This is a genomic window from Spirosoma sp. (assembly GCF_026391055.1).
GTDB lineage: Bacteria > Bacteroidota > Bacteroidia > Cytophagales > Spirosomataceae > Spirosoma.
On the sequence record NZ_JAPLET010000026.1, the window covers coordinates 338,262 to 347,693 of the forward strand.

18 protein-coding genes are annotated in these 9,432 nt (G+C 51.5%); all 18 read right to left on the reverse strand.

The window, feature by feature from the left end; all coding sequences use genetic code 11:
* Nucleotides 1-4 precede the first annotated feature (4 nt).
* Entirely contained in the window at nt 5-898 is an 894-nt protein-coding gene (locus NT073_RS24815; protein WP_297379036.1) for a hypothetical protein, read from the reverse strand.
* Nucleotides 895-1,479 carry a hypothetical protein gene (locus NT073_RS24820; RefSeq protein WP_297379038.1) on the reverse strand — a complete coding sequence of 195 codons (585 nt, stop codon included), beginning with the start codon at nt 1,477-1,479 and terminating at the stop codon, nt 895-897. The genes NT073_RS24815 and NT073_RS24820 overlap by 4 nt, the downstream gene beginning before the upstream one ends.
* Nucleotides 1,480-1,497: 18 nt before the next feature.
* Nucleotides 1,498-1,884 carry a hypothetical protein gene (locus NT073_RS24825; protein WP_297379039.1) on the reverse strand — a complete coding sequence of 129 codons (387 nt, stop codon included), beginning with the start codon at nt 1,882-1,884 and terminating at the stop codon, nt 1,498-1,500.
* A gap of 59 nt (nt 1,885-1,943) precedes the next feature.
* Nucleotides 1,944-2,681, reverse strand: a complete 738-nt coding sequence (locus NT073_RS24830; RefSeq protein ID WP_297379041.1) for a hypothetical protein — start codon at nt 2,679-2,681, stop codon at nt 1,944-1,946.
* Between the two features lie 95 nt (nt 2,682-2,776).
* Complete coding sequence (locus NT073_RS24835) at nt 2,777-3,580, reverse strand: DUF4494 family protein (RefSeq protein ID WP_297379043.1); 804 nt, start codon at nt 3,578-3,580, stop codon at nt 2,777-2,779.
* 32 nt (nt 3,581-3,612) lie between these two features.
* Nucleotides 3,613-4,173, reverse strand: coding sequence for a hypothetical protein (locus NT073_RS24840; RefSeq protein ID WP_297379045.1), 561 nt, complete (start codon nt 4,171-4,173; stop codon nt 3,613-3,615).
* Entirely contained in the window at nt 4,115-4,834 is a 720-nt protein-coding gene (locus NT073_RS24845; protein ID WP_297379047.1) for a hypothetical protein, read from the reverse strand. The genes NT073_RS24840 and NT073_RS24845 overlap by 59 nt, the downstream gene beginning before the upstream one ends.
* 46 nt (nt 4,835-4,880) lie before the next feature.
* Nucleotides 4,881-5,837: a helix-turn-helix domain-containing protein gene (locus NT073_RS24850; RefSeq protein ID WP_297379049.1), complete on the reverse strand. Its 957-nt coding sequence runs from the start codon at nt 5,835-5,837 to the stop codon at nt 4,881-4,883.
* A gap of 3 nt (nt 5,838-5,840) precedes the next feature.
* On the reverse strand, nt 5,841-5,978 hold the full coding sequence (locus NT073_RS24855) for a hypothetical protein (protein WP_297379051.1): 138 nt from the start codon (nt 5,976-5,978) through the stop codon (nt 5,841-5,843).
* A 1-nt stretch (nt 5,979) separates the two neighbouring features.
* Nucleotides 5,980-6,279: an HU family DNA-binding protein gene (locus NT073_RS24860; protein WP_297379053.1), complete on the reverse strand. Its 300-nt coding sequence runs from the start codon at nt 6,277-6,279 to the stop codon at nt 5,980-5,982.
* Between the two features lie 44 nt (nt 6,280-6,323).
* Nucleotides 6,324-6,566: a hypothetical protein gene (locus tag NT073_RS24865; protein ID WP_297379054.1), complete on the reverse strand. Its 243-nt coding sequence runs from the start codon at nt 6,564-6,566 to the stop codon at nt 6,324-6,326.
* Nucleotides 6,567-6,655: 89 nt separating this feature from the next.
* Nucleotides 6,656-7,267, reverse strand: a complete 612-nt coding sequence (locus tag NT073_RS24870) for a hypothetical protein (protein WP_297379056.1) — start codon at nt 7,265-7,267, stop codon at nt 6,656-6,658.
* 214 nt (nt 7,268-7,481) lie between these two features.
* Nucleotides 7,482-7,700: a hypothetical protein gene (locus tag NT073_RS24875; protein ID WP_297379058.1), complete on the reverse strand. Its 219-nt coding sequence runs from the start codon at nt 7,698-7,700 to the stop codon at nt 7,482-7,484.
* Complete coding sequence (locus tag NT073_RS24880; protein ID WP_297379060.1) at nt 7,672-8,112, reverse strand: hypothetical protein; 441 nt, start codon at nt 8,110-8,112, stop codon at nt 7,672-7,674. Before NT073_RS24880 ends, NT073_RS24875 begins: the two co-directional genes overlap by 29 nt.
* The gene (locus NT073_RS24885) at nt 8,109-8,234 is read right to left on the reverse strand and encodes a hypothetical protein (RefSeq protein ID WP_297379062.1); all 126 of its coding nucleotides are present in this window, start codon (nt 8,232-8,234) and stop codon (nt 8,109-8,111) included. The genes NT073_RS24880 and NT073_RS24885 overlap by 4 nt, the downstream gene beginning before the upstream one ends.
* A 94-nt stretch (nt 8,235-8,328) precedes the next feature.
* Nucleotides 8,329-8,568, reverse strand: a complete 240-nt coding sequence (locus NT073_RS24890; RefSeq protein WP_297379064.1) for a hypothetical protein — start codon at nt 8,566-8,568, stop codon at nt 8,329-8,331.
* Nucleotides 8,569-8,603: 35 nt separating this feature from the next.
* The gene (locus tag NT073_RS24895) at nt 8,604-8,981 is read right to left on the reverse strand and encodes a hypothetical protein (RefSeq protein WP_297379066.1); all 378 of its coding nucleotides are present in this window, start codon (nt 8,979-8,981) and stop codon (nt 8,604-8,606) included.
* 155 nt (nt 8,982-9,136) lie between these two features.
* Nucleotides 9,137-9,406 carry a hypothetical protein gene (locus tag NT073_RS24900; RefSeq protein WP_297379068.1) on the reverse strand — a complete coding sequence of 90 codons (270 nt, stop codon included), beginning with the start codon at nt 9,404-9,406 and terminating at the stop codon, nt 9,137-9,139.
* Nucleotides 9,407-9,432 lie beyond the last annotated feature (26 nt).

A 9,432-nucleotide genomic window follows, 5' to 3' on the forward strand; every position in this document is an offset into this window, starting at 1 on the left:
GGAGTTAGATAAATAGGGTTAGTTGGCCTTCGTGCTTGTGCCGCTTGGCAGGCTTATGAAAGACAGGCGCTAAGACTAGTTCACGCTTTCGTTTTGCCGACAGAATAACCGTGTTTACTGTTGTTCCGGATGATCGAAATTCGCCATTACTCAGCGGCTCAAACGTTATGTCGCACAAGTCGTCAAAAAGGTTTTCGTGCTGCGCGTTGGCGGGTAGTATGCAGACGATATCAGCGCCGGGGGATAAGTGCTGCACCATTTTCTTTAGGTGTAGCGCATACTGGTTTTTATGGAAAGGGGGGTTCGCCAGGATGATGTCGTATTTCCAGTCAGTCGGTAAGTGCATAAAATCCCGGCATACCCGATTATAGCCCATCTTTTGGGGGATTTTATTTTCAAGGCACAGGTAGTTGAATTCGTCTATTTCGCATAAATCAACCTGGCTTTGGGGCAGCACTTGCAGCGTAGGGTCCAGCTTTTGTTCACCGACGCTATTTTTTGCCAGCTTTAAAAAACAAGTGCGCAGCAGTATTTCCATCAGGATACTACCCCGGCCGGCGCTGGGTTCTAGTATTCGTTTCCCGTGCCAGTACTCGACACCCTGGGGTAACTTTTCAACCATTTTCCGGCAAACGGGGTGCGGGGTAGGAAAGAACTGGGTCAGCTTTTTCCAGTCTATCCCCTGCTGAAAAATTTGCTCCAGTACCCGCTGCGGATCACTGGTAAACAGAAATCCTTTCCGCTTCCACACGCCCCCAACATCGGTGATCATCTTTTTGAACTTCGGATAATCCTCAATCGGATAGTCCGGTGTTGTGAGCCAGTACTCCCCTTTACCCGAATGGGTCAATGTACAGTCTTCAAATATCTGCTTCAGCTGCTCGGTGGTGGTTTTCATACGTTCCTCAATTCGGGTTTTATCCAGGGTATTTGCAGCCAGTCAAAAAACTCCTCTTCGCTGGACCAGACGGGCGGCAGTTCGGCATCCGGGTTAACGCAGATCCAGTTCATTTTGCCGCCCGACGCCCGGTTCTGGCAGTCGGCTATTTTCCGCAGGCCTTTGTCAGAGCCGCACCAGCCCAGCTTTTTCCAGCCCCCGGCAATGACTTTAGCCGAGTAGTCCGCCGAGCCAGTCCTGATGCAGTATTGGCGAAAATAATCGACCGGATCCGGCATGAACAGATCCAGCGCGATACCTTCGTGTAGCTGTATCTGCATGTACCGCCCGTCCGGCTTTCCCTTGATCACTTCGCCTAACGATTCCAGCATAGCGACAAAATCAGGGCTGACAACAGTAGTCAGGGACGAGTCAAAAAGCCCGGTTTGTAGGGTTCTTGTTTTGGGTATGGCCACTAACTCAATATCCTTTACCTCCGCTTTTTTTCGGCGGACGCTGCCGGCAATGTTGAGCCGGACGCAGTGGGGCATCAGCAGCAGGCCGGTGTCAATGGCTATTTTGCGGGCAAAACGGTATTCCATATACGATTGATTGATTAATTAGCCAACTAACATTTTACGGAGTATACTGAGTCGGTTGCGGGAAAAACCAACGGCCTTTGCTGTACAAGTCCGACCATCGGCGGCAATATCAAAAGCGTGCCGGTGGGGGCGTGACTCACGATAGGCCGTCAGCATCATTTGCCAGTGTTCCCGGTTGCTCAGGTGCGCCAGCAGCAGCTTGGCCCGGCTTAAAAACCGGTACTGCCGAGGAGTAAGGCTGGGGGCTCCTTCGTAATCGGACTGTAGAAAATCGGGTAGCGTTGATGGATCAGCATCGTCACTGAGCAGCGTCAGTAAGTACAGCCCTAATTCAACATCCAGTAATTGCCGAACCGATAGTGTGATGATTGGTCCGCGCGGGCTTTCCGGTATAGTAGCGTGCATAGCAAAGGGGGTTAGTCACCTACCGACATACATGCCGGTAGGTGCGCTGTTTTTGATGCTTATTCGTGATGCCAATAGGCCTCGATAAACTCACTGGCTATTTCCAGACAGGCCCGTACTTTGCCCAGGTCAAACTGCTTGTCGTTATTGCTTCGAACGTGGGTTTCCATGTCAATCCAGATGGGTGTATCCCCGGCCTTTTCCTCGATGCGATATATTTGTTCACGCAGATTTTCGGGCGATAAGCCCCCGGCGTACCCGCAGGATAGATTCTGAATTAAATCCGGCCACTGTGAAGGCAGTTTGCCAACACCGTGTGAGAGGTCAAACAGGGCGGAGTGGTTGACGCTGGCATTTCGGGCCAGTTCCAATAAAATAGTGTTGACGTTGTCGTACTGGAAAATAAATTCCTTGTCACGAAGCCTATTCAGCATACCAATGCCGACCGCCGTGGCCGAATGGAATTCAGCGTGGGTGTTAATCTGAATTCGGCTGAATATGTCCCATACTTCAGGGGTTAACGCATCAACAAATTCATGTTTACCCACCAGTATATCCTTTACCCAACGACCGCACAAGTGGCCCGAAAGAGTCAACTGCTGGCCAGTTTGCGCTAACGACTTTTGGTAACGGGCCAGCGTTAATAGCCACATAGTACTTGGAAATCGGTTGTTGCCCATACTGGAACGGGAAAGCAGGATACCCCATTCGACAAAGGGGAATTCGCGCGTCAGGGCCAATAACTCGGCGGGCTGAATGCTATCGTCAGCCCCGGTAATCGTTACTTTAGTGATCATTGTATCGTCTTTTAAGTGGGTTACAACCGTATTTGTATAGGTTAGTCAGGCGCACCTACCGGCACGTATGTCGGCAGGTGCGCTGTAAGTTGCTGTTACTCTTTACCCAGGGCTGACTGAAACGTCAGTTTGCCCTTCGCTGATTTCTTCATGGTAGCCTTAGCCGTGACTTTTCCGTTTTTCTCAGCGGTAACCGATACCTCACTGGCTCCGAATTCGTCCAGCGTACTTTTCAGCGTATCGGCCAGCGCGGAGTCGTCACCGATCGTAAAGCCGGAGGTCGGCGTCATGGCATCCACTTCCGCGCGGGCATCGGCATAACTGCCAATCTGGGCGTGTTCTTCGTCGATCAGGTCATCGTCACCGAAGGCTATTTTTTTGGCCGTGCCGTCCGCGTTGAAAATCGTCGTCGGGGCGGGTTCACCCGTTTCGTTACCCGCGGCTGCCAGGTCAGCCATACGGGCAATAAAATCGTCTTTCCAGTCCTGATTCAGCGGGTGCCACACGCCGAGGATTTTAGTTTTGTCGGCCCCGATGATCGTCCAGTCGGTTATCCAATTTTTCATGTACTCGCTGGCCTTTTTCTCGGCGTCCGGAACGTCCTGCGCCACCACCAAATGCGACTTGACCGTAACTTTCTCTACCCCGGCTTCGGTCGTTGTTTTCTCCTCGTACTGTACTTTGAAGAACGCGCCTTTTACGTGCGGCTCGTAGACGGAATCGAAACGGATCTTGGACAGGTCGTAGGTGTAGTCGTCGACGCGGCCCTTCAGCACCTCGGCCAGTTGCGCTTCCACATCACCGTAGCTGATAGCGTCATGCACGAACTGTTCGCTGATGGCTTTGAACTTACCCAGCGAATCCTGTACGCTGTACCTAATTTTTGATAAAAACCACATAGTTGTAACGGGGGTTATACGTGAATAAAAAATTAAAATTGAAAGCAAAGTTTAGCGGCATCGCGGCTGTCGGGGTTGGTGCGTCCCTCCCAGCCGGTGTAGCGTTTCAGGTCAGCCGCCGACCATTTGGGATTCTTCGGCATCGGGCGAACCTCCTTGACGTTGTCGGCGCCGTGGATGGTGACGAGCAGTTGTACGATAGCCTGACCGACGCCGAAGTTGCGGCCCACCTGAACGCCCAGTTTGAAGTAGTAGGCCAGCTTCGATTCGACCGTCCACGTTTCGAAATTGTCAGGCAGTCCGGCCGCGTGGTGAAAGCCCGCATTTAGCCAGCCTGCATCGACCCGGAACAGGGCTTCACCGGGCTTCACCAGCAGCAGGTTCTGAATCAGGGTGTAAAAGTCAACCGCATCGATGAACGTATGCTGCCGTTTGATGCGGCTCCACACGGCCAGGCCCGACCGTTCAATGTCCGGATCAATACCAACGACGTAGTTGATCCGCAGCGACTGAATCGGCAACTGCTCCCCGCCTTTATTGGCGTTCGGATTCCGGTAGTTGGGTATCGTCGTACTGTTTTTCGTAGGCTTCATAATCGGCTTGGTCCTGCGCGGAACGGCGGCTTAATTCGGTTTGTGTAATTTTTACGACTTCCTCGATGCCCTGCTGTTTAGCTCGCTGGTTGAGGTTGGTCAGCACCTCGAATTCAATGTCTTCGGCGTGCTGGGCCAAATAGGTTGAGTAGTGCTTGTCGGAACTTAGGGGTGTCTGAACGTCGGGCGTGGCGCGGATGTTAGCCCGCTGGAGCATTCGTTTTAACTCTCCGGCTGTTTCTGAATCCAGCTTTTGAAAGAAGCCCGTACTGGCCTTTATCTGGTTGGACTTATAGAGCTGGTTCTGCTGCTCTCCCCACTCGGCTTTGTCCTCCAGGTAGCGGTTGAAAAAGTTGGCAATCACGGCCCCGTCGATCCGGTTAAAAATCTGGCCCTCTTTCCCGTACTTGCCCGCTTTGACGTTTTTCAAACACAGTATTAAATCCTTAACGGTATCGTGGGGGTAGGTCTCCATCCAAATCATGGCCGTTTCCAGCAGTTGCCGATTTGACATTTGGTTGCTGACGTTGAGCCCATCGTTGAACAGTTTCAGAATCGCGCATACAACCTTAGTCGTCGTTTCCTCCCCCTGGTAGGCGATCACCTGCCGCACCGTAGCCGACGTAGCCGCTTTGTCGATGGTGAGGTTACGCTGGAGCATCAGCAGCGAGGTAAAGGCCGATTCCGACAGCTTACTTTCACAGATACTAAGAGGAGAACATTTGGCCAACGAGTCGATCAAGTTCCTCTCGGTCGTCGGGCTCCTGTTGGCGAGTCCGGTTTCTGTTCTGCTGGTTAGTTGCTGATTTCGGTTTTCCATTTTTGATCTGCGTAATTATCTCGTTGAATCGGCTGTTGAGGGTGGGCAGGTCTTTGAACTGGTAATAGGCTTCGAGTTCATAGCTCCGTTGGACCAGTACGGAAAAGGCATTGACTACGTCCTCGTCGGTACAGGGAGTGTAGTTTTCGTTGGTGTCTTTCTGGTCGGCCTGGGCCTTTACGTTAATCAGGTTACGGAGTTTGGCGGCAATCTCATTGGCGGCCCGGCCGTTACGGGCATCCCAGTAGTATTCGGGTACGAATTCGATAACAACGCCCTGAATGAGCGTAGCGATTTTGGGGGGGACGCGCGGAATCGGGGGGGCTCCTTTTTTTCCTTTTTTTTCAGCGACTACTGAATCACTTAAAACTGTCGCTTCAGCGGCAGAAAAATCAGCGTCTGCTTTTTTAGTAATAGGTGTAGTACTACTTGTATTACTATGGTAGTCTTTTTTTAGTACCCCCCTACTATTTTTCTGGTACCCCCCTACTTCATTTGTAGTACCCCCTACTTTATTTATCGTACCCCCCTCCTTTATTTCTGGTAGGGGTTCGACCTTTTTACCGACCCCCTCAATAATAAAAATCCTTCGCTGCCAGTTGGTTGCTTCCTCGATAACAATCCTTATATGACCGGCCTTTTTTAGCTTACTGAGCCATCCAGAAACCGTGTCCTTGTCAACTTCGTACAGGTCGGCAAAGTACTTGTTGCCCGCCCAGCAGTAGCCTTCGGTTGATGTTAGTGCTGTAATTTCACCATACAATAGCTTGGCATTCGGGGGCAGGGTTTTGTCGTACCTGACCGATGCCGGGATAATTGCATAGTATGATGGTTGGTTAATCATTTGTCAGGAAAAAAGGGCGATCAGATACGGCCATACATAACAGGTCGTCAGGTAGGCGAGAATAAATCCAGTCAGACCCAGGCACAGGAAACCGATCGCAAAATCGGTCCCCTGTTCCCGGGTAATGGGTAGTCGTTTCATGCTAGGCTTCGATGGTAGCTGCCAGTTTCACCGAGTCCCTGAACGCCTTACTGGCCTTAAAGGTGGGCACCGTCTGGGCGGGCACAATGACGGCTTCTCCGGTCTTGATGACACGGGCCACCTTTTGTTTGCGCCGGGCGGGCACAAAGCTGCCGAAGCCCCGTAGGGTGACCGTGTCGCCACAGGCTACTGCATTTTTAATGACGTCCATCGTGCGGTCGATCACTTCCTTTACCTGTTCCTCATTTGTCGTCGATGGAGTAGTCAGGAGTACTTCGGATATTAATTCTTGCTTGGTCATGGTACTGCTTGTTAAATGGTTATCTATGAATTGTTTGGGTAATGCTATTTTTCAGGGGCCTTCTTTTCCAGTTCAGCACATCGCTCCATATCCCTCATGGCTACCTCATTCGACTCGAAGAAGCGCATGGGGCTCACTTTGATCTGAGGGCTTGATTTGTGGTAAATCTGCATAGCCGCGAATAGTGTAGAGGTTTTCGACTCCAACTTTTGGCCCTCTTTTCCTGCCAGTGCAACGACCCACCCGGCTCTGCAATGGGTTGTCTCGCACGTATGCCATGTTGACATATCCAGTGCATTAGGCCGAGAAACAGCTTCTAATACTTGCTGGTGTATATTTTCCAGTACAGGTACTGCAAATCCTGACTTATCTCCCTTCACATCGGAGCAACGGGAGCAATCGGAGCAATCGGAGCAATCGAAGCAACGCGAGCAACGGCAGCAACGGGAGCAACGGGAGCAATCGGAGCAAACGCAGCAACGGGAGCAACGGGAGCAATCGGAGCAACCGGAGCAATCGGAGCAATCGGAGCAACCGGAGCAAACGGAGCAACCGGAGCAATCGGAGCAACCGGAGCAACGCGAGCAACGGCAGCAACGGGAGCAACGGGAGCAACGGGAGCAATCGGAGCAAACGCAGCAACGGGAGCAACGGGAGCAATCGGAGCAACCGGAGCAATCGGAGCAATCGGAGCAACCGGAGCAAACGGAGCAACCGGAGCCGGAGCAACCGGAGCAATCGGAGCAACCGGAGCAACCGGAGCAAACGGAGCAACCGGAGCAATCGGAGCAACCGGAGCAACCGGAGCAATCGGAGCAACCGGAGCAACCGGAGCAATCGGAGCAACCGGAGCAACCGGAGCAAACGGAGCAACCGGAGCAATCGGAGCAATCGGAGCAACGGGAGCAATCGGAGCAATCGGAGCAACGGGAGCAATCGGAGCAATCGGAGCAATGGGAGCAATTCCAGCACGCCGTATTGGCTTCATTCTGTTGCTGGTAATCTTGGTTACGCTCCGCAAATTCGGGCGATACGCCATTGCATCTCTTATTGTCACGTCTCAGGAAATCTGAATAGGTAGAGAAAATTTGAGTTGTCATTGTGATGTCATTTTAAGGAAACCCCGCGCCTTTAGGCCAAGGGTAGTTAGCTATGATGTTTCTTTTGGAGTTGTTTGAGGAATGAGTCAGACTCTCCTGCGACTATTTGCCCACATGAAAGTCGTTGATCAGGGCTTGGGTGCGGGCGGTATTCTGTCCGTTGGCATCCAGTATACCGAGTCGTATACACTGCTCAATAGCCGAAAACTCCTGAGCCATCTTATACGATGACTGTAGTTTTGCCTGATGAGGGGTCATTTTCCGGATGCCAGTCAGCACATGGTTTAGGCGACTAACCAACGGTTGTTTCGACTTTTTCATTGGTTTTAATTGGCTGTAGTGTGAGTCGCTGCCGCTCCATGAACCAGATCAGCGCCTGTAGGTGGTGTACGCCGTCCAGCTTGGCAATGAAGTTGTTACTACAGCGTAAAACCCATTCCTGCTTGGGCTCCACTTCAACCAGATAGTCGTACTCGTCAAATTCGGGGTTCCACTGCCAGCCCATCCGGTCCTCGTCGCTGGCGTCGCTGGCCTTCTCGAAACCCAGCCGCTTAAGCCACTGCGGACTGATAGGGATGGGGCGCAGCTTGTCCGGCAGAAAAAAGGTGGATTCGTGGGGGCGACTTTCGGCCACCCCGCCAACGGTCGTTTCGCCAATCTGGGTGATACGCACCAGGCCGCGCTGCTTATGCCAGAGGTAGGCGTTTTTGATAAGATCCTGCGTGTTGATCATCGGACAAGCTGGATAAGAAGTACGACAACCCGAACCGCCAGCACCGCCAGCGCAACAGCACCTAAAAGCAGCAGGCCGGCCGTTGCCAGAACGCCTACTTCATCAGATTGTGGTTTTACCATGTTTTTAAAAGGCGTAAAAGGGACAAAAAGGCGATAAGGATAAAGGCGCTGGTAAAAATCCAGTTCAGTACGCGCTCGTTATGCTGATTGGGAGTCATGCAAAAATCAGGGTTGCGAAAAAATACAAAACCAGAACGCAGACGGTGAACGCCATACCGGCGATTAACTGCACCGTAGCCTTGCTAGGCATGTGGTCGGTGGTGGGTCGGCGCAGCAATCGGTCAATCCGAATCCCGTTCAGTCGGCGGTTGTTGGTAATGCGCACCTCGGACAGCTCAGGGGTATGCGTGATACGTGCGGAAGTGTGTGTGCGGTAGCGGTTTAAGTAGTGCATGGTACGTATATATATATAAGGTCCAGAATTAGCTGTTAAATGCGGGCGCTGGCGGCTTCGCTGACCAGGTGTTCGGCTTCTCCGATTAGCTGAAAGACAATCGCGTAGATCGTGCTAGTCGGCTTGACGTTGATACTGATACCCCGCTCGGTTTCCCACCTGTCGCAGTGGCCGTCCTCGTCATACTCGATGCCTACCTTGTAGGTGACGTCAAAAATCAGCTTGCGCTGACCACCGTTGTTCAGGTCGTCGATGAACTCAATCGTGCGTACGGTGCGGTCCGGACGCCGGTTCTCGATGGCCACAAACAAGTCGTACATACTTTCCTCCTCGTCCATCTGGGCCAGCGTCTTGTTGGTATTAATCAGGGGGGACGCAGGAGTAATCACTTGGTAGTTTGCGAAAGCTGTCATATCTTTGCGTTCGATTTAAGTAGTTTATGTGCCCCGTTGATGTTGGTAGCGTCAGCGGGGCTTTTTTTGTGCTTTGCTTAAGTATGCTGTAAATATAATAAATATTAATGAAATATATAATAATGATTAAATTTTCAGTCAAATTTTTTTAGCCGTTAGTCTGCCAATGCTTCGGCCACTGCCTTCGCGCTCACCCTCTGCCGTTTCTTCCGGTCGTTAATTATAAGAACGATTGCATCCCAGACCGCTTCATTGTAGTTCTTGAACTTGCCATCCTTAGTCAGGTGGACGACCTGGGCAACGTAATTATCAGTCTTTTCAATGCCCCATTTTTTTAGAATCGCCTGAACATCAGCAATATAGCGAGTGTTCCTCACTTTGCCGCTTAATAAGACGAGGTCATTATGAGAGTATTTTTTGTCCATTGTCTGAAAATGGTTATTATATTTAC

Coding starts and splice junctions, on each gene's coding strand:
- NT073_RS24830 (WP_297379041.1), bottom strand. CDS start 2,681: ATGATCACTAAAGTAACGATTACCGGGGCTGACGATAGCATTCAGCCC.
- NT073_RS24825 (WP_297379039.1), bottom strand. CDS start 1,884: ATGCACGCTACTATACCGGAAAGCCCGCGCGGACCAATCATCACACTA.
- NT073_RS24870 (WP_297379056.1), bottom strand. CDS start 7,267: ATGAAGCCAATACGGCGTGCTGGAATTGCTCCCATTGCTCCGATTGCT.
- NT073_RS24880 (WP_297379060.1), bottom strand. CDS start 8,112: ATGATCAACACGCAGGATCTTATCAAAAACGCCTACCTCTGGCATAAG.
- NT073_RS24840 (WP_297379045.1), bottom strand. CDS start 4,173: ATGAAGCCTACGAAAAACAGTACGACGATACCCAACTACCGGAATCCG.
- NT073_RS24900 (WP_297379068.1), bottom strand. CDS start 9,406: ATGGACAAAAAATACTCTCATAATGACCTCGTCTTATTAAGCGGCAAA.
- NT073_RS24895 (WP_297379066.1), bottom strand. CDS start 8,981: ATGACAGCTTTCGCAAACTACCAAGTGATTACTCCTGCGTCCCCCCTG.
- NT073_RS24890 (WP_297379064.1), bottom strand. CDS start 8,568: ATGCACTACTTAAACCGCTACCGCACACACACTTCCGCACGTATCACG.
- NT073_RS24835 (WP_297379043.1), bottom strand. CDS start 3,580: ATGTGGTTTTTATCAAAAATTAGGTACAGCGTACAGGATTCGCTGGGT.
- NT073_RS24860 (WP_297379053.1), bottom strand. CDS start 6,279: ATGACCAAGCAAGAATTAATATCCGAAGTACTCCTGACTACTCCATCG.
- NT073_RS24850 (WP_297379049.1), bottom strand. CDS start 5,837: ATGATTAACCAACCATCATACTATGCAATTATCCCGGCATCGGTCAGG.
- NT073_RS24815 (WP_297379036.1), bottom strand. CDS start 898: ATGAAAACCACCACCGAGCAGCTGAAGCAGATATTTGAAGACTGTACA.
- NT073_RS24820 (WP_297379038.1), bottom strand. CDS start 1,479: ATGGAATACCGTTTTGCCCGCAAAATAGCCATTGACACCGGCCTGCTG.
- NT073_RS24845 (WP_297379047.1), bottom strand. CDS start 4,834: ATGCTCCAGCGTAACCTCACCATCGACAAAGCGGCTACGTCGGCTACG.
- NT073_RS24855 (WP_297379051.1), bottom strand. CDS start 5,978: ATGAAACGACTACCCATTACCCGGGAACAGGGGACCGATTTTGCGATC.
- NT073_RS24875 (WP_297379058.1), bottom strand. CDS start 7,700: ATGAAAAAGTCGAAACAACCGTTGGTTAGTCGCCTAAACCATGTGCTG.
- NT073_RS24865 (WP_297379054.1), bottom strand. CDS start 6,566: ATGTCAACATGGCATACGTGCGAGACAACCCATTGCAGAGCCGGGTGG.
- NT073_RS24885 (WP_297379062.1), bottom strand. CDS start 8,234: ATGGTAAAACCACAATCTGATGAAGTAGGCGTTCTGGCAACGGCCGGC.